Below are 17,324 nucleotides of genomic sequence, written 5' to 3'. Positions count from 1 at the left end.
CCCGCAGCAGGCTTCGTCCAGACCTGGACGACAGCGCCATTGACGAGGAAGGTACGGACGCGTGCAGCCCCTCTCCGAGATGACTGAACGCGAGTACTTCGCCAGCGTCGGCCAACGTCCCGGCATGTTCGTCGGCAAGACCTCTTTCCACATGCTGACCGCGTTCCTGACCGGTTATGACCAGCATGCTCTCCGGCACGGTGGGCCCGGACTCACCGGCTGGCACGACTGGCTCGTCGCCCGTCGCGGGCGCGACTGCAACCACGCCTGGCCGGGCCAAATCCTCCACATCGCCCTCCCGAACGGCTGGGACGACGTGTGGAATCTTCCGCCTGAGGACGAACAGCAGGCGATCAAGGTCCTGTTCGAGCTCCTCGACGAGTTCGCTGCCGAGCGTGAAGCAGCACAGGACTCACCGACCTCAGGTTGAGTGAAGCGCCGCACCGAACAGCGTCTCACTCAAGATGAACCACTGCCGATCAACGTCTCGTCATGGTTCACCTCAACCGAGACGGGACCTCTGAACAGGAAAAATAGCCTGGACTCCGAGCACAGAACCGGCCTATCTTCGCGACGGCCCCCGCCCGCCCGGCAGGGGCCGTCCGCATGTCATCCGTTCCCGTGGGGGGTCCACCGTCATGTCCTTCAGCGCGCCCGGCTCACCGCCGCCGCCGCAGCCCCAGCAGCAGCCGGGGCACGCGCAGGCGCAGCCGTACCCTCAGCCCGGCCCGGCCCCGTACCCGGTCCCCCCGCAGCCGCACCCCTACCCCGGCGGGCCGTACCCCGCCGCCCCGCCGGCGCCTCGGGGCGCACTGCGTTCGCCGAACGGCCTCGCGACAGCACTGACCTGGCTGCTCGGCGCCTCGGCCGCGGTCCACCTCTTCTCCGCCGGCACCGGCGTGTACGAGCAGGCATGGCTGCAGGGATTCTCGGGGGACACCCACTTCGACGACCTCGAACTCAGCCTGTCCGGCGGGCTCACCCTCCTCGCCGGGCTGCTCCAGATGCTCGCACTGCCGCCCACCTGCGTCGTCTTCATCATCTGGTTCCACCGTGTGCGGACCAACGGCGCCCTCTTCCGACCCGACGCCTTCACCCTGGGCCCCGGCTGGGCCATCGGCGGCTGGTTCGTCCCCGTGGCCCACCTGGTCCTGCCCTATCTGGTCGCCCGGCAGACCTGGCGGGCCAGCACCCAGCGCGGACCCGACGGCTCCGACCGCACGGCGCCCACCGCACTGCTGACGTCCTGGTGGGTGCTCTGGGCCCTCACCGCAGTCGCGGGCCGCGTCTTCAGCCGGATCTACATGGACGCCGACACCGTGGACGAGCTGCTCGTAGCGGGACAGCTCGGGATCGCCGCGGACCTGGGCACCACGATCGCCGGCGTGCTCGCCGTCCTCTTCGTCCGCAGGCTGACGGCGATGCAGAACACCATGGTGACGCAGGGCCCGTACGCGAAGGCCTGACGGGTTCGGTCGGCCGGGCCCGGAGCCCGGTGGCCACCGTCCCCGCGGAGTACACCACCACCCCGATCGGCACGGCGGCACCGGCCGCCGGGAGCAACGGGCACCGGTACGAGCCGGTACGAGCCGGTACGCACAGACACCGGCCCGGGGCGCGCCGGTCGGGACCTCCGCCCACCCCGCTGCGCCGACCCTCCCCCGGTCCCCGCTCAGGCCGTGCCGACCACCACCGTCGCGGGCAGCTCATCCGAGGTGACCGCCCGGACCGCCAGGCCGGCCGAGGTCAGCGCCGACGCCGTCGACGGGGCCTGCCGGGCACTCGTCTCGATCAGCAGACGGCCTCCCGGGGCCAGCCAGGCCGGCGCCCCCGCCGCCACCCGGCGGTGGACGTCCAGCCCGTCGGCCCCGCCGTCCAGCGAGACCAGCGGCTCGTGGTCGCGCGCCTCCGACGGCATCAGCCCGATCTCCCGCGTGGGCACGTACGGGGCGTTGACCACGAGCACGTCCACCCGGCCGCGCAGCTCCGACGGGAGTGCGGCGTACAGGTCGCCCTCCCACACCCGGCCGCCGTACGGGGCCACGTTGCGCCGCGCGTACGCCAGTGCCGCCGGATCGATGTCGGCGACGTGCAGCTCCACCCCGCCCGGTGACCGCGCCGCCACCGCCGCACCCAGGGCACCCACCCCGCAGCACAGGTCCAGCACCACCGCGCCCGGCCGGGTCAGCGCCACCGCCTCCTCCACCAGGAACTCGGTACGCCTGCGCGGCACGAAGGCGCCCGCTCCCACGGCCATGCGCAGCCCGCAGAACTCCGCCCAGCCCACGACGTGTTCGAGCGGTTCGCCGCCCACCCGACGGGCCAGCAGCTCCGCCAGGTGCGCCTCGTCGCGGGCGGCGCCGGCCAGCAACTCCGCCTCCTCCTCGGCGAAGACACAGCCGGCCGCGCGCAGGGATGCCACAAGTGACGCCGCCACCCCGGTCTTTCGGTTCACCGTCTGCCGCCCGCCTTCCGCGATCCGCAGCCTGCCGTCCGCCTTCCCCTGTTCAGAAGACATCCGGACACCACGGACGACGCGCGGTGCGGAACACCGCGTCCGCCAGCGCGACCGCGCCCGGCCGCTCCTCGGCCAGCCGCCCCAGCGCGGCCAGCCGCACCGCGGACGCGTCCCCCAGGTACAAGGATCCCAGCACGGACACGTCCAGCCGCAGGTCGGCCGCCTCCGTCGTGCGCTCGCACACGCCCTCCCCCGCATCCAGCCGGTAGCGGCCGGCCGCCGGGCCCGTCTCGTCCTCGACCTCCAGGACGAGCACTCCGGGCACCTCGTACCTCCGCGCGCCCAGCGCCCGTACGACGTCCAGGACCCGCACCCACAGGAAGTCGGCGGACGTGACCACACGGGCCGAACGCGGGTCGGGCAGCAGGTGCGGGAGGAGGTCGTCGGGCGCCCGGTAGCCGGTGCGCACCGTCAGGACCCAGTCGATGGAGCACAGGAAGTGCCACAGGGCGCGCTCCGCCTGCGGGGTGAGCGCCAGCAGTTCCCACACCTGGACGGTGTTCTGCGGGACCTTTGCGTCCGTCCAGTGGTCGTCGGCGGTGTAGACGGCCACTCCGGCCACCTCGCCCTCCGCCGTCCGGTACACGGCGTGGAACTTCTGCTTGTAGGGGCGGTGGGACATCTCCTCCGCCCCGGTCGCGAGATTCCACCAGCGTTCGCCCCGGTCCACGGCCCCCGGCACCGCCGCCCGCCAACGGTCGTGCAGTGTGGGGCCGAACCGCCGGTAGTCGGCGGCGTCCACCAGGTCGATCCGCCCGCCGCCCTCGGGCGCCGACCACCGCCGGTCCAGCCCGGTGCGCGGAACGTCGACCTCCCATTCCGTGACGGCCGTGGCGGGCCCGAACCCGTACCGCCCGTAGATCGGGTACTCGGCGGCGATCAGCGTCGCCAGGACGTCGCCGCGCGCGCCGGCCGCGGCGAACTCCGCCCGCATCATGCGGGTCAGCAGACCCTGTCGGCGGTGGGTGGGCAGGACGCCCACGTTGGAGACCGCCGTGGCGGGGACGGCCGCCCCGCCGGGCACGGTCAGCTCCTGCGCGAAGGACCGGAAGGCCCCCACGCAGCGGCCGGTCCCGGTGTCGAACGCGCCCTGGGTACGGGCCCGGTCGTCGTACCGGGCACGCTGCGCGACATCGGAGTCGGTCACCCGGGTCGCGGTCAGGAAACCGGTGTGGACGGCGCGCAGCCAGTCGTGGACTTCGGATTCGGCGATCGGCCGGACGTCAACACTCATAGCGGCCCACGCTAATCGCCCGACCGGCGCGGGTCGCCCGAATTTCCTACGCCAGCAGGTCGTCCACCTGCGCTTCTCCCTCCCGGTACCGCCGGGTGATCTCCGCGCTGCACTCGTCGGCCGTGCGCTGGAGCTGCTGCCGGCGCCGCGAGACCTGCTGCTCGTAGCGCACCAGCCGCCCCATCCCGTCGTGCAGTTCACCGTCCGTGCGGGCCTCCAGGTCCGACAGTTCCACGTCGGCGAGCATCTCCGCCGCCAGCACCCGGTACTCCTCACCGTGCGGGGTGCCGAGCGTGACGTGCCGGGCGGAGGCACTGCGGCTGGAGGGGGCGTCGGCGAGGATGGCGGAGAGCCGGTCCACCACCGGTGCCTCGGGATCCGTCCGCCGGGCCAGCTCGGCGCGCAGGATGTCGATGCGGCCCTGGAGCAGTCTGCGCACGTAGCTCAGATCGGCCTCGTCGCGCTGCGCGTCGCGGCGCAGCGCGCGCAGTTCGGGCAGCCCGAGCGCGGTGGCCGGGGCGGTGGGCCCCTGGTCGTGCGTCTCGGCCGTGCGCTGCGCGGGCGGTCGTACCGCGGCAGCCGCGACGGAAGCGGGTGATGCAGGTACAGAGGTGCCAGAAGTATGCATACGAATCGGGTCCGTCCCCTCGACCGGTGCGGCGCACCCGCACCGCCTGCACGCATCGTGCCACTCTCCGTGGCCCCACTGCAGTCCCACTCCACCCGATCGGCCCCGGACGGGTGCACGGCTGGTACACAGGTGGTATGCGAGCTGTGGTGCAGAGGGTGGACGGCGCGAGCGTCGTCGTGGGCGGCGAGACCGTGGGCGAGATCGTCGGCGAGGGGCTGTGCGTGCTGGTGGGGGTGACCCACGACGACACGCCGGAGAAGGCGGCGCAGCTGGCGCGCAAGCTGTGGTCCGTACGGATCCTGGAGGGCGAGAAGTCCTGCAGCGACAACGGGGCGCCGCTGTTGGTGATCTCCCAGTTCACGCTCTACGGCGACGCCCGCAAGGGGCGGCGCCCCACCTGGAACGCCGCGGCGCCCGGTCCGGTCGCCGAGCCGCTGGTCGACGAGGTCGTGGCGCAGCTGCGTGCGCTGGGCGCGACGGTGGCGACGGGCCGGTTCGGGGCGGACATGCGGGTGTCGCTGACCAACCACGGCCCGTTCACCATCGTCGTCGACGTGTAGGCCCGGACGTCAGGACGCCACCGGGCCGGACGTCAGGGCGCTACGACGACCTCCTGGGCCGCGGCCGTGCCGCCCACCAGCAGCGGCGCGTCGACCGGGACGTTCCGCTTGACCAGGGCGAGGGCAATCGGCCCGAGCTCGTGGTGGCGCGCGGCGGTGGTGACGAAGCCGAGCTGGCGGCCCTCCTCACCGTCGGCGGCGAGCCGGACCGGGGCGCCGTGCGCCGGCAGGACCACCTCGGAGCCGTCCAGGTGCAGGAAGACCAGGCGGCGCGGGGGCTTGCCCAGGTTGTGGACGCGGGCGACCGTCTCCTGGCCGCGGTAGCAGCCCTTCTGCAGGTGCACGGCGGTGCCGATCCAGCCCAGCTCGTGCGGGATGGTGCGGTGGTCGGTCTCCAGGCCGACCCGCGGCCGGTGTCCCTCGACGCGCAGGGCCTCGTAGGCGAGGAGGCCTGCGGCCGGGCCGTGCGCGGCGGCGAAGGACTCCAGCTCGGCACGGGGCAGGAAGACGTCCCGGCCGTACGCGGTCTCGCGCACGACGAGCTCCTTGGCGACCTCGGCGATGGATCCGGCCGGCAGGTGCACCACCGCGAACTCCGCGGTGCGGTCGGCGACTTCGACGCGGTAGAAGAACTTCATCGACTCCAGGTAGGCGATCAGGTCACCCTGGGTGCCGGGCTCCACGTGCGCCCACGTCGTCTCGCCGTCGTCGACGAGGTAGAGCGCGTGCTCGATGTGGCCGTTGGCGGAGAGGATCAGGGCCTCGGTGGCCTGCCCGGCCGGCAGCTCGGTCACGTGCTGGGTGATCAGCAGGTGCAGCCAGCTCAGCCGCTCCGGTCCGGTGACGGCGACGACCCCACGGTGCGAGAGGTCGACGAAGCCGCGGCCGTCCGCGAGGGCGCGCTGTTCGCCGTACAGCTCGCCGTAGTGGGCGGCGACGCCCTCGTCACGGCCTTCGGCCTGGACGGCGCCGGGAAGATGGAGCAAGGGGCTGCTGGTCATGCGACCAAGCCTACGACCCTGCTACGCGTGGGCGGCACGCTCCTTCGCGGCGCACTTCGCGCACAGTCCGAAGATCGCGAAATGCTTCATGTCCGTTTCGAACCCGAAGGTCGTACGGAGCTTCGCGGTGAACTCGGCGGCGACATCGAGGTCCGCCTCGATGACGTCGGCGCAGACGCGGCAGACCAGGTGGATGTGGTGGTGCCGGTCGGCGAGGTGGTAGGTGGGGGCCCCGTGCCCCAGGTGGGCGTGCGAGACCAGGCCGAGTTCCTCCAGGAGCTCCAGCGTCCGGTAGACGGTGGAGATGTTGACCCCGGAGGCCGTCCGGCGCACTTCCGCCAGGATCTCGTCCGGGGTGGCGTGCTCCAGCGCGTCCACGGCTTCCAGCACGAGCTGGCGCTGCGGCGTCAGCCGGTAGCCGCGCCGCCGCAGGTCGCTCTTCCAGTCCGCGCCCGGGGATCCTTCGGTGCTCTCGGTGCTCACCACCCCGTCAGTGTATGTGTGCGAAGGGGACCGCGGTCGAGCCCGCGGTCCCCTTTCACACACGGCCTGTGGTGGTTTCCGCTCAGCGGAAGAAGGCGATGCCGTCGTCCGGCATGTCCGGGAGGTTGCGCGCCATCTCGGCGACCTCCTCGGGCGTGACGACCTTCTTGAGCTGGGCCGACATGTACGGGCGCAGCTCGACGTCCGGGGTGGCCTTCTCGCCCACCCACATGAGGTCGCTCTTCACGTAGCCGTAGAGCCGCTTGCCGCCGCTGTACGGGCCGGAGGCCGCGGTGCGGGCGACCGCGTCCGTGACCAGGTCGATCTGGGGCTTCTGGTCGGCGAGCTCGCCGTACCAGACCTCGACGACGCCCTGGTCGCGGACCATGACGATCTCGACCTTGCGGTCCTTGTCGATGCGCCAGTAACCCGACTCGGACTCCAGCGGCCGCACCTTGTTGCCCTCGGCGTCGAGGACCCAGCTGCGGGAGGTGTACTCCAGGAAGTCCCGGCCGTCGTGGCTGAAGACGACCTCCTGGCCGAAGTTGCACTTCTCCTCGCCGGGGAAGTCGAAGACACCCGCGCCCTCCCAGTTGCCGAGGAGGAAGGCGAGGGGGACGAGGCCCGGGTTCAGGTCGGACGGGATCTGGATCATGTGTGGCTGCTCAGGCGATCTGTGGGAGGGGTTCCGGGGCGGTCAGCTGAGCCGGTGCTCAGCGCTGACCCTGGTACAGCTTCTTGACGGCCAGGCCGGTGAAGGCCATGACGCCGACGCAGACCAGGACCAGCAGGGAGGTGAAGACTGCCTCAAGCACGGGGTGCTCCTCGGAATCGTTTCGGGGCTGTACGGGGCCGGTCCCCAAGCCTACTGGCCCGGGGACCGGCGCACGCTGCGAGGTGGGCCGTACCGGTCCGCCCGGGGCGGTCAGCTCAGCAGCTGGCTCTGCAGGATCACCGTCTGGTGGAAGGGGACGGGGTCCACTTCTCCCTTGCGGGTCTGGACGACCATGCCCAGGACGTCACCCGTCCGCAGGCAGCCGACCTTGGTCTGCTCCTCGCCGGTGACGGGCTTCATCTCCTGGTACACGCTGAGGTCGGTGCCGTCGAAGTTGGCGGCCCCCGGGAAGTCCAGCGCGGTGGTGTTCATCTGCGTGTTCTTGGCCTTGCTCCAGACGTCGTCCAGGTCCAGGGCCGAGACCCCGTTCAGCTGGGCGTTGCTGTCGCAGCCCTTGAAGGCGTCCACGAAGCCCGACGAGTGAAAGCGCAGCAGGTAGACGTGGGTGCGGGTGCCGTCCGGCATCGTCCAGCCCCGGCCGGTGATCTGCCGCAGGCCGTCCCATTCGAGGGAGGTCCTGAGCTTCTCGCGGGCTTCGGGCGTGTACTCCTCCAGGAAGGAGTCGAGCGGCACCGCCCCGTCCTTGTCCGCCTTGACCGCGTCGTCGGCCTTGGAGCCCTGGGGAGCGGGCAGGAGCAGGGCGGAGAGGGGTGCGTAGTGCGTCCCGTCCCTGTTGTCCGGGCCCTGGGGCAGCGGGGCGCCGGGGGGCAGCGCGGGCTGGGACAGCTTCGGGAACGTCCAGCGGCCGTCGCCCTCGGTGGACAGGCCGGGGACGTCGGTGCGGTCCGCCGCCGTGATCCCGTACGCGACCCCCGTGCCGACGGCGGCGAAGACGGCGACGGCGGCGGTCCAGCGCAGGGCCGCGAACAGCACCCGCCGGTCCTTCGGCGGGGCCGGTACCGCCTCCGCCGCCGCGGGAGGCGCGAACGCCTCCGCCGCCGTGGCGGCCTCGGGGGTCTGCGGGGCGGGTGCGGGCTCGGCGGCGGGCGCGGGCGGCGCCGGCGTGTCGGTGCCGGTGGTGGTCTGCTCGCTGCTCACGCGGACTCTCCGGGGGACTTGAGGTGGTCGAGTTGCTGCTTGAACAGGCTGGCGGCGTCCTTCACCGCGAATCCCTCGCTCCCGTACATGCGGAAGCTCACGAGGACGTCCCCTTCGACGGCCACGCAGTCCAGGGCGTCGATCTTCTCCTTCCCGTCCTTCCCCCCGGTGAGCGAGCCGTCCAGCCCGCACTTGGCCTGCGGATACCCCTCCACCTGAGGCGCCCCGCCGTCACCGGTGAGCTCGATGAGCTTCTTGGCGAACTCGCCGAACGAGGCCAACTGCTGCGGATCGGCCTGGATGAGCCGGATCTCGGCGACCGCCGCGCCGTAGCCCTCGCTGCGGGCGTAGCTGCGCCCGGCCATGCCCTTGAGCTTGAGGTCCGCCAGCTCCCTGTCCCGTTCGGACCGCTCGCTGCTGGACAGGCCCGTACGGGCGTCCTTGAAGCTCTGCAACGCCTTGTCGCTCGGCAGGAAGTAGTCGTTGCCCTCGGGGTCGAGGTCGGGGCCGGGCCAGTAGTCGGCGGGCATCGGCATCAGCTTGCCCGTCAGCTCGTTGGGCGGCACGGTCGGCACCGGAGCCTGCGTGCCGCCGGTCGTGTGGTCCTCGGCCACCCAGTACCGGGTCGGCGAGGTCCGGTCGGCGTCCGCGAGCGCGGCCGCGGCGGCGACCGCGCCGCCCGCGAGGACGACGACGGCCACGGCCGCCGAGACCAGCGCGAGCGTCCTGCGGTTCTTCTTCCTGCGCACGGGTGCCGGCTCGGTCTCGACCGCGGAAACGGGTGCGGCCACCGGCTCGGGCGCGGGCGCCGGCACGGATGCGGTCACGGGTTCGGGCGCGGGCTCGGGCGCGGGTGCGGGCGCCGGCACGGGCGCGGTCTCGTTCTGGTGCTCGCTCACAGCCGCTCCATCTGCCGCTTGGCCAGCTCGACCAGGGCCTTCTCGTCGACGCTGCCGCGGTTGTTCGTGTACTCGACGCTCATCACGATGTCACCGCGCCGGACCACGGCCCGGCCCTGCCGCAGCGGGTGGTAGCCGGGCTCCTGGTGGGCCGTGGAGTCGATCCACAGGTGGCCGAAGTCCGCCGGGACTCCCGGGAGCTCCTTGCCCGCGTTGCCTGCGTTGTCCTTGCCGGGCATGTACTGCACGATGTCCGCGTAGAAGTCGTCGGCGCCGCCGCGGTCGCGGAACTGCAGCAGGTTGATCTCGATGAAGTTCCGGTCGTTCTCGGACCACCGGGCGGTGGCGAGGCGGCCGGCCTGCCTGATGAGCGAGCCGACCCCGTGGGAGGGCTCAAGGAAGTAGTCCGCGGAGAAGGTGTCGGTGGACGCGGGACCGGAGAAGCCGTCCTGCGCGCCCCCCGGGAGCTCCAGCAGCTTCTTGGCCAGACCGTCGTCCGCCTTGTGCCAGCGGTTGGCGTTGATCGAGCGCCGGCTCGTCGCGTCGTTCACTGCGGCCGGCTTCGGCCCGTCCATCTTCTGCTGGGCCAGCGGCGGCAGCGGGGTGGGCTCGCGGTGGTACTGGACCGCATAGCCGGTGACGGTGCCGGCGAGGACGCCGAGCACGGCCGCGCCCGCGATGAGGAGCGTCGTGCGCCGCAGCGGCCGTCGTCGCGGGACCGACGTGGCCGATGTATCCGGCTCCGGTGTGCTTTCCTCCTCTTTCCGCTGCTCAGGGATGGTCTGATCGTGTTCCAACGGGGTCCCCCACAAAACCGGAAGCGCGGGTGGGTTACCCGCGCGTACCCCATGACCCTCGGCGTGGTGGAGCGGTTGTACGAAGCCTGGTCACGTTCTTGTCTCGCGGGGATTCAGTCCTCGCGGCGCCGCTTTCCGTCCAGTTCGTCCCACCACTCGTCGGACTTCGGGTCCCCCGAGGGGTCGTCCCACCAGCGGTCGTCCGGGCCGCGCCGGTTCGCGACCACCGCGGCCACCGGCGGGATGACCATGGCGACGACGCACATGGCCACGGCCGCCTCGACCGACCACAGGCGCACGAAGGACCAGGCGGAGACGAAGAGGAAGAGGCATCCGCCCATCAGCAGGAAGTAGGCGCGCCGGCGCCGGGCGTACATGCCTCCAGCGTAGGTCGGCGTGCGAACGGCGCGAAGGGCCGCACCCCGTTCCAGTGGCGTCCAACCCCCGGGGGTGCGGCCCTTCGGCCGGTCGATCAGGTGATCACATGTGCGGTGCTCAGACCGCGATCACCACGTCCGTCACGCCGCCGGCCTCGGCGACGACGACGGCGCGGTCCGCCTGGGCACCCGGGACGAGCGCGCGCAGCGTCCAGGAGCCGGTGGCGGCGTAGAAGCGGAACTGGCCGGTGGCCGAGGTCGGGACCTCGGCGGTGAACTCGCCGGTCGAGTCCAGCAGCCGCACGTAACCGCTGACGGGCTCGCCGTCCTTGGTCACCTGGCCCTGGATCGCGGTCTCACCGGGCTTGAGGGTGGCGAGGTCGGGCCCGCCGATCTGTGCTCCACACATGTTCTCTGTCCTGTCCTGGAGAAGGTCGTATGACGAGGGCGTCGCGTGCCCGGTATTACTTGTTGGGGCCGAGCTCGATCGGCACGCCGACCAGCGAGCCGTACTCGGTCCACGAGCCGTCGTAGTTCTTGACGTTCTCCTGGCCCAGGAGCTCGTGCAGCACGAACCACGTGAGCGCGGAGCGCTCACCGATGCGGCAGTAGGCGATGGTGTCCTTCGCCAGGTCGACCTGCTCGGTCTCGTAGAGCGCCTTGAGCTCGTCGTCCGACTTGAAGGTTCCGTCGTCGTTGGCGTTCTTCGACCACGGGATGTTGCGGGCGCTCGGCACGTGGCCGGGGCGCTGCGACTGCTCCTGCGGGAGGTGCGCCGGGGCGAGCAGCTTGCCCGAGAACTCGTCGGGGGAACGCACGTCGACCAGGTTCAGGGAGCCGATCGCGGCCACGACGTCGTCGCGGAAGGCGCGGATGGAGGCGTCCTGGGCCTTGGCCTTGTACTCGGTGGCCGGGCGGTTCGGGACGTCCTTGCCGTCGACCAGGTCGCGGGAGTCGAGCTCCCACTTCTTGCGGCCGCCGTCGAGGAGCTTGACGTCCTGGTGGCCGTAGAGCTTGAAGTACCAGTAGGCGTAGGAGGCGAACCAGTTGTTGTTGCCGCCGTAGAGGACGACGGTGTCGTCGTTGGAGATGCCCTTGGCGGAGAGGAGCTTCTCGAAGCCCTCCTGGTCCACGAAGTCGCGGCGGACCGGGTCCTGGAGGTCGGTCTTCCAGTCGATCCGGACGGCGTTGGTGATGTGGTTCTTGTCGTAGGCGGACGTGTCCTCGTCCACCTCGACGATGACGACGTCGGCGTCGTTCAGGTGGGCCTCGACCCAGTCGGCGTCTACGAGAACGTCGCTGCGGCTCATGGTGTTCTCCTCCGGGGCAGTGTGCGGCGGGGCGGTGCGGGTTGCGCTGTGCTGCGTGCCTGCGGGTGCGCTCGATTCCCTGCGCGGGGAGGCGTCAGGAGTCAGGAGGCAGGTGCGGTCACGCGGGAAGGGCCTGTCGGGGCCGTCGTCCGGCTGATGGAGCGGTTGCGCTCACACGTCACATGGATCGACAGAGCATGGCGGCGACGCGACACAGGTCTACTGCCCGTCGCTTCGTGAGGTCCGCCTGCTGATGCTTCATAGCCATGGATCGTAGGGACGAATCAGCCGCCCTGTCACCGGTGTGTCATATTCCGAGACAGGATCGTCCGCATCATGGGATGGGAACAGGCTTTCCGGGCGCCCGGACGCCCGCGGGACCTGCCGCCCGGCCCGTCCTTCTGCGGATCGGACCACACCGTCTCACGATCCGGCCATCTGCACGTTCGAGCCGCCCAGGGTGAGGTGCACGCCGGCCTCGTCCGAGGTCAGGGCCGAGAGCCGGAGGCCCGCCGGAAGGCCGCTGTCGATGGTGCGGTCGAAATCGGTCTGCCGCCGCACGAGCCGCTCCAGGCCGGGGATGCCCTCGCCCGGCACCTCCTCGGCGCGCACCCGGACGATCTTTCCGCCCGCGCCGCCCCCGGAGCCCGGTGCGTCCACGAGCGTGATCGTCGAGATGACGCTGCGCGACAGCTTCCGCCCGGCGATGTCCACCGACGCGGCGACCTTCACCTTGCCGGGCGCACCGCCGTAGGAGAGGGTCGCGCCGGTCTGCGAGGCCGCGGTCAGGTCGGCGTAGGTGATGAGCCCGGTGCCGTCGGCGCGCTCGGCCGTGCCGCCGCTGTAGTCACCGTTGAGCCGCACCCCGCGGAAGCTCGCGTCGAGCTCCGAGAGCCGCGTCCTGCGGCCCTCCGCGGCGACCTCGACGCCCGTGAGCTTCAGGTCCACCCTCTCGAACTCGTGGCTGAGGGCCTGGGTCAGGAAGGGAAACCCGCGGATCTCCACCTCCGCGCCGCCGGCCAGGCCCTGCCGGGCCTGTATGCGGTCGGCCAGCCGGTTCTCGGCGTAGCCGACCGCCCAGCGGTCCACGCCCACGAACAAGGCCCCGAGCACCACTGCGATGATCACGACGACGCGCACGATGCGCACGTGCCCTCCCCCTGCCGATCGGTACGTGCGGTCCAGTGGACCATGCCGGTGCGTCAGGAGACCGTCAGCGACGGGGGACGGCACAGGGTCAGCCCACCACCCGCCCGATCAGGTACACCGCGGGGGCGGCGGCCGCGAGCGGCAGCGCCACACCGGCCGTCATGTGCACGAACTTCGACGGGTAGTCGTACGCGGCCACGCGCAGACCGACCAGCGCGCACACCCCGGCGGCCAGGCCGAGCAGCGCCCCGCCGACCCCGACGGAAGTGATCCCGCCGGCCGCGACGCCCGCGCCCGCGGCCGCGGCCAGCGAGACCCCGACCGAGGTGGCGGTGGGCAGCGGCAGCGCGCGGACGAACACCGCGACGGCCACGGCGGCGGCGCCGACCGTGACGGCGGCGGTGTCGGCGGCCAGGTAGCCGGCACAGACGATGGCGAGGGCGGCCGAGGCCACCGAAGCCATCAGCCCGTACATCCGCTCGTCGGGATCGGCCTGGCTGCGCAGCTGGAGCACGAGGGTGAGCAGCACCCAGGCGCCGAGGGTGCCGACGATCGCTCCGGCGCCGTACGCCTCCTCCACCGCGAGCACGGCCGCGTCGGCGGCCAGGGCTCCGGCGAAGGCGAGGGCGATGCCCTGGCGGGCCGGCCACATGCCGTTGAGGCGGAACCAGCCGGCCGCGGTGAGGCCCTGGAGGGCGATCAGCGGCACGAGCAGGGCGAACTGCCCGACGGCGGCGGCCACGGCGAGCAGCAGCCCGAGGGCGGCGGTCAGTATGGCCGACTGCGGGCCGGGGTCGATGATCGGCGACCGGCCTTCGGCACGGGCCTGGGCCGGGTCCACGGCGCGCAGGGTGTTCCCGGCGAGGGTGGGCGGGGACCAGTCGGTGGCCTCGGGTGCCCCGGGTGTCCCGGAGGCGTCCCCGGCGGGAGCGGCGGCTCCCGCTCCGGCCGCGGCGGGAGCCGGGCCCGGGGCCGGGTCGGGGTCGGGGGCCGCCTGCCCGGGGCCGGTGTAGGGCGGCAGGTAGGCGGTCTGCTCGGCGGCGCCCCCCTGCTCCTGGCCGGGACCCGGATACGGCGGCAGGTAGGCCGTCTGCTCCGCGGCACCGGACCCCGCCACAACCTGGCCGCCCTGGCCGCCCTGCGACCAGTCCTGCGCCGGCACGGCCGACGCCTCGTCGCGGAACCAGCCCTGCGGAGCCACCGGCTGCTGTGCCGGGCCGGTGTAGGGCGGCAGGTAGGCGGTCTGCTCGGCGGCGCCCCCCTGCTCCTGGCCGGGACCCGGATACGGCGGCAGGTAGGCCGTCTGCTCCGCGGCACCGGACCCCGCCACAACCTGGCCACCCTGGCCGCCCTGCGACCAGTCCTGCGCCGGCACGGCCGACGCCTCGTCGCGGAACCAGCCCTGCGGAGCCGGCGTCTGCGGCTCGGGACCGGTGCCCGGTGCTCCCCAGGCCGGCCCCTCGGCCGGAGCCTGGCCGAGGCCGTGGCCGTGGCCGAGGTCCTGGCTCTGGGCCGGGTACGGCGGGTAGGCCCCGGCCGGGCCGGGGACGGCACCCGCCCCCGGGCCTGCGGCCTCCTCGCGGAACCAGCCCTCGGGCGCGACCGGCTGCCCGGGCACCGCGCCCAGCGGCGGATGCACCGGCTGATAGCCGGTGTCCCAGGTGTCGGCCTGCCAGGTCTGGGTCCCGTACGGATCCTGCTGCGGCTGCTGCTGCGACTGCTGCTGTCGTTCCTCAGGCGTGCTCATCGGCTCCCGCTCACCCGCCCGCGAACGGCGGGAGCACCTCGACGGTGCCCCCTTCGGTCAGTGCCACGGAGTCGTGCGGGCGCTTGCCCACGGGCTCTTCGTTCACGAGGAAGGAGCAGCGCAGCAGGACCCGGGTCAGCTCCCCCGGGTGGCGTTCCCGCACGCCGTCGAGCGCCTCGGCCAGTGTCCGCGCCGAGTACGGCTCCTCCGCAGTCCCGGCAGCGGCCTTGGCCGCCGCCCAGTAGCGGATGGTTCCGGTTGCCACTGCAGCTCCCATCGTCTCGTCGGCTCTCTGCCGTCGGCCTCCATGATGGCCCCTCCGGCCGCCGCCCCCGGCGTGCCCCGACGCGCCGTCCGTGCGCCGGGGTGGACCGGCACCGGCGTCCCGCATGCCTCCGTTGCGGTGAAAAACGGTGCATACGCAGGGCGGGAACGTGGCAGGAGCGTGGCAGGAACCACAGAGGATGAAGTAAGAGGGCCTCGGTCGGGAAGAGCAGGTGGGCTATTCTGCTGGCGAGAGGATCCGGGCAATGTGGCCCCCGGGTCCTTTTGTGCTTTCAGCACGTTGAACGAACCGAGAACAACGGTGACCGAGTCGGCCCCCAGGGCGCGGGGACGCGAGGACACCGGGCGACACGTACGAAGCAGTACCGCGCACGTCCTCGACGGGACCGAGGAGGAACCGACGTGATGGACCAGCGAACCGTGCACCACCGTCCGGCCCGGGCAGGTGGTCGGTCATGAGCTCGCTCCTGCTGCTCACCAACGCACTGCAGCCGTCGACCGAAGTGCTGCCCGCACTCGGCCTGCTGCTGCACAACGTCCGGGTGGCACCGGCCGAGGGCCCCGCCCTCGTCGACACCCCGGGCGCCGACGTCATCCTCGTGGACGGCCGCCGCGACCTGCCGCAGGTCCGGTCGCTGTGCCAGCTGCTGCGCTCCACCGGCCCCGGCTGTCCGCTGATCCTCGTCGTCACCGAGGGCGGCCTGGCGGCCGTCACCGCCGACTGGGGCATCGACGACGTCCTGCTGGACACCGCCGGCCCCGCCGAGGTCGAGGCACGCCTGCGGCTGGCCACCGGCCGCCAGCAGATCGGCTCGGACGACTCCCCCATGGAGATCCGCAACGGCGACCTGTCGGTGGACGAGGCCACCTACTCCGCCAAGCTCAAGGGGCGGGTGCTGGACCTCACCTTCAAGGAGTTCGAGCTCCTGAAGTACCTCGCGCAGCATCCCGGCCGGGTCTTCACCCGCGCGCAGCTGCTGCAGGAGGTCTGGGGCTACGACTACTTCGGGGGCACCCGGACGGTCGACGTGCACGTACGGCGGCTGCGCGCGAAACTCGGCCCCGAGCACGAGTCCCTGATCGGCACGGTCCGCAACGTCGGCTACCGCTTCGTCACGCCGGAGAAGGTGGAGCGGGCGGCGGCGGAGGCCGCGGCCCAGGCGGCGGCCCAGGTCGCCGCGGAGGCGGCCGCGGAGGACTCCTCGCGGGCCTCCGGGGCGGCCACCCGGTCGGCGTAACGGCCCGGTGATCGTCCGGTCCGCGGGACTCGCTGCCCGGAGATAGGTCACCCCGCGTAGACTGCCGCGCGTGGCCAAGGTGACGCGGGATGACGTAGCGCGACTTGCGGGTACTTCTACCGCCGTCGTGAGCTACGTCATCAACAACGGACCCCGGCCGGTCGCCCCGGCCACGCGCGAGCGTGTCCTCGCCGCGATCAAGGACCTGGGCTACCGCCCGGACCGGGTCGCCCAGGCGATGGCGTCGCGGCGCACCGACCTCATAGGCATGATCGTCCCCGATGCGCGCCAGCCGTTCTTCGCGGAGATGGCGCACGCGGTCGAGCAGGCCGCCGCCGAGCGCGGAAAGATGGTCCTGGTCGGCAACTCCGACTACCGCACCGAGCGTGAGGTCCACTACCTGCGGGCCTTCCTGGGTATGCGGGTCTCGGGCCTGATCCTGGTCAGCCAGGGCATGAGTGAGCAGGCGGCCGGCGAGATCGAGGCGTGGGACGCCCGCGTGGTGCTGCTGCACGAGCGCCCGGAGGCGATCGACGACGTCGCGGTCGTCACCGACGACATCGGCGGCGCCCAGCTCGCCACCCGGCACCTGCTGGAGCACGGGCACGCGTACGTCGCCTGCATCGGCGGCATCGAGAACACCCCCTCGGTCGGCGACCCGGTCGCCGACCACGTCGAGGGCTGGCGCCGGGCCATGCTGGAGGCCGGCCGCTCCGTCGAGGGCCGGCTCATCGAGGCCCCCTACAACCGCTACGACGCCTACACGGTCGCCCTGGAGGTCCTGGCGCGGCCCGACCGGCCGACGGCCATCTTCTGCGCCACGGACGACCAGGCGATCGGCGTGCTGCGCGCCGCGCGCGAGCTGCGCATCGACGTGCCCGAGGAGCTGGCCGTGGCCGGCTTCGACGACGTCAAGGAGGCGGCCCTCACCGACCCGCCGCTGACCACGGTGGCCTCGGACCGCCCGGCGATGGCCCGCGCGGCGGTGGACCTGGTCCTGGACGACGGCCTGCGCGTGGCCGGCTCGCGCCGTGAGCGCCTCAAGCAGTTCCCGTCGGCCCTGGTGATCCGTCGCTCCTGCGGCTGCCGCTGAGGCCCGACCGGCCGGGTCCGCCGGGTCGGCGACGGGCCGCTGCGTCCGAACGTGCTGTACCGCATCGCGCGGGGTTCCGGGGTCTGACGCGGCCCCGCACGGGCGGACGTGCCCTTATATCGGGCATAC

Annotated in this window: 21 protein-coding genes; 5 read left to right on the top strand and 16 right to left on the bottom strand. The window is 72.4% G+C overall.

The window, feature by feature from the left end:
* The first annotated feature begins 61 nt into the window (after positions 1-61).
* Together AW27_RS18270 and AW27_RS18265 are read left to right on the top strand one after the other, a co-directional pair.
* Positions 62-430: a hypothetical protein gene (locus AW27_RS18270; RefSeq protein WP_037924653.1), complete on the top strand. Its 369-nt coding sequence runs from the start codon at positions 62-64 to the stop codon at positions 428-430.
* A 208-nt stretch (positions 431-638) separates the two neighbouring features.
* Positions 639-1,466 (top strand): DUF4328 domain-containing protein, encoded by an 828-nt coding sequence (locus AW27_RS18265; RefSeq protein ID WP_052031040.1) that lies wholly within the window; start codon positions 639-641, stop codon positions 1,464-1,466.
* Between the two features lie 206 nt (positions 1,467-1,672).
* Here AW27_RS18265 and AW27_RS18260 read toward each other — a convergent pair whose 3' ends face one another.
* From AW27_RS18260 to AW27_RS18250, 3 genes are all read right to left on the bottom strand, one after another.
* The gene (locus tag AW27_RS18260; protein ID WP_052031037.1) at positions 1,673-2,437 is read right to left on the bottom strand and encodes a putative protein N(5)-glutamine methyltransferase; all 765 of its coding nucleotides are present in this window, start codon (positions 2,435-2,437) and stop codon (positions 1,673-1,675) included.
* A gap of 70 nt (positions 2,438-2,507) precedes the next feature.
* Positions 2,508-3,752, bottom strand: coding sequence for a GNAT family N-acetyltransferase (locus tag AW27_RS18255; protein ID WP_037924648.1), 1,245 nt, complete (start codon positions 3,750-3,752; stop codon positions 2,508-2,510).
* A 46-nt stretch (positions 3,753-3,798) separates the two neighbouring features.
* Entirely contained in the window at positions 3,799-4,380 is a 582-nt protein-coding gene (locus AW27_RS18250; RefSeq protein WP_037924646.1) for an RsiG family protein, read from the bottom strand.
* Positions 4,381-4,517: 137 nt separating this feature from the next.
* Here AW27_RS18250 and dtd point away from each other — a divergent pair, with 137 nt between their 5' ends.
* Positions 4,518-4,943 (top strand): D-aminoacyl-tRNA deacylase, encoded by a 426-nt coding sequence (gene dtd / locus AW27_RS18245; protein WP_037924644.1) that lies wholly within the window; start codon positions 4,518-4,520, stop codon positions 4,941-4,943.
* Between the two features lie 32 nt (positions 4,944-4,975).
* Here the strand turns inward: dtd and ygfZ are convergent, their stop codons facing one another.
* The 13 genes from ygfZ to AW27_RS18185 all read right to left on the bottom strand — a co-directional run bounded on the left by ygfZ (position 4,976) and on the right by AW27_RS18185 (position 14,844).
* On the bottom strand, positions 4,976-5,944 hold the full coding sequence (ygfZ, locus tag AW27_RS18240; RefSeq protein WP_037924642.1) for a CAF17-like 4Fe-4S cluster assembly/insertion protein YgfZ: 969 nt from the start codon (positions 5,942-5,944) through the stop codon (positions 4,976-4,978).
* A gap of 21 nt (positions 5,945-5,965) precedes the next feature.
* On the bottom strand, positions 5,966-6,430 hold the full coding sequence (locus AW27_RS18235; RefSeq protein WP_370466501.1) for a Fur family transcriptional regulator: 465 nt from the start codon (positions 6,428-6,430) through the stop codon (positions 5,966-5,968).
* A gap of 79 nt (positions 6,431-6,509) precedes the next feature.
* Positions 6,510-7,082: a heme-binding beta-barrel domain-containing protein gene (locus tag AW27_RS18230; RefSeq protein ID WP_037924640.1), complete on the bottom strand. Its 573-nt coding sequence runs from the start codon at positions 7,080-7,082 to the stop codon at positions 6,510-6,512.
* A 270-nt stretch (positions 7,083-7,352) separates the two neighbouring features.
* On the bottom strand, positions 7,353-8,300 hold the full coding sequence (locus AW27_RS18225; RefSeq protein ID WP_037924638.1) for a hypothetical protein: 948 nt from the start codon (positions 8,298-8,300) through the stop codon (positions 7,353-7,355).
* On the bottom strand, positions 8,297-9,199 hold the full coding sequence (locus AW27_RS18220; protein ID WP_157840286.1) for a hypothetical protein: 903 nt from the start codon (positions 9,197-9,199) through the stop codon (positions 8,297-8,299). The genes AW27_RS18225 and AW27_RS18220 overlap by 4 nt, the downstream gene beginning before the upstream one ends.
* Positions 9,196-9,996: a hypothetical protein gene (locus AW27_RS18215; RefSeq protein WP_052031031.1), complete on the bottom strand. Its 801-nt coding sequence runs from the start codon at positions 9,994-9,996 to the stop codon at positions 9,196-9,198. Before AW27_RS18215 ends, AW27_RS18220 begins: the two co-directional genes overlap by 4 nt.
* A 113-nt stretch (positions 9,997-10,109) precedes the next feature.
* The gene (locus AW27_RS18210) at positions 10,110-10,373 is read right to left on the bottom strand and encodes a DUF3099 domain-containing protein (protein WP_037924636.1); all 264 of its coding nucleotides are present in this window, start codon (positions 10,371-10,373) and stop codon (positions 10,110-10,112) included.
* 118 nt (positions 10,374-10,491) lie between these two features.
* The gene (locus AW27_RS18205) at positions 10,492-10,782 is read right to left on the bottom strand and encodes a DUF1416 domain-containing protein (protein ID WP_037924633.1); all 291 of its coding nucleotides are present in this window, start codon (positions 10,780-10,782) and stop codon (positions 10,492-10,494) included.
* Between the two features lie 55 nt (positions 10,783-10,837).
* The gene (locus AW27_RS18200; protein ID WP_037924631.1) at positions 10,838-11,683 is read right to left on the bottom strand and encodes a sulfurtransferase; all 846 of its coding nucleotides are present in this window, start codon (positions 11,681-11,683) and stop codon (positions 10,838-10,840) included.
* Positions 11,684-11,861: 178 nt separating this feature from the next.
* Positions 11,862-11,945 (bottom strand): putative leader peptide, encoded by an 84-nt coding sequence (locus tag AW27_RS34415; protein ID WP_350206375.1) that lies wholly within the window; start codon positions 11,943-11,945, stop codon positions 11,862-11,864.
* Between the two features lie 161 nt (positions 11,946-12,106).
* Positions 12,107-12,832, bottom strand: coding sequence for an LmeA family phospholipid-binding protein (locus AW27_RS18195; protein WP_037924628.1), 726 nt, complete (start codon positions 12,830-12,832; stop codon positions 12,107-12,109).
* Positions 12,833-12,920: 88 nt separating this feature from the next.
* Positions 12,921-14,579, bottom strand: coding sequence for a hypothetical protein (locus AW27_RS18190; protein ID WP_370466500.1), 1,659 nt, complete (start codon positions 14,577-14,579; stop codon positions 12,921-12,923).
* A gap of 10 nt (positions 14,580-14,589) precedes the next feature.
* Positions 14,590-14,844: a MoaD/ThiS family protein gene (locus AW27_RS18185; RefSeq protein ID WP_037925353.1), complete on the bottom strand. Its 255-nt coding sequence runs from the start codon at positions 14,842-14,844 to the stop codon at positions 14,590-14,592.
* Between the two features lie 475 nt (positions 14,845-15,319).
* Between AW27_RS18185 and AW27_RS18180 the strand changes: the two genes are divergently transcribed.
* On the top strand, positions 15,320-16,102 hold the full coding sequence (locus AW27_RS18180) for a response regulator transcription factor (protein ID WP_037924626.1): 783 nt from the start codon (positions 15,320-15,322) through the stop codon (positions 16,100-16,102).
* 70 nt (positions 16,103-16,172) lie between these two features.
* Positions 16,173-17,195 carry a LacI family DNA-binding transcriptional regulator gene (locus AW27_RS18175; protein ID WP_037924624.1) on the top strand — a complete coding sequence of 341 codons (1,023 nt, stop codon included), beginning with the start codon at positions 16,173-16,175 and terminating at the stop codon, positions 17,193-17,195.
* Positions 17,196-17,324: the final 129 nt, after the last annotated feature.

Origin of the sequence: Streptomyces sp. PCS3-D2, from assembly GCF_000612545.2 — a bacterium.
In the GTDB taxonomy this organism is placed as follows: Bacteria; Actinomycetota; Actinomycetes; order Streptomycetales; family Streptomycetaceae; genus Streptomyces.
Note: the sequence above shows the minus strand (reverse complement) of the source record. Positions and strands in the feature narration are given on the sequence as shown.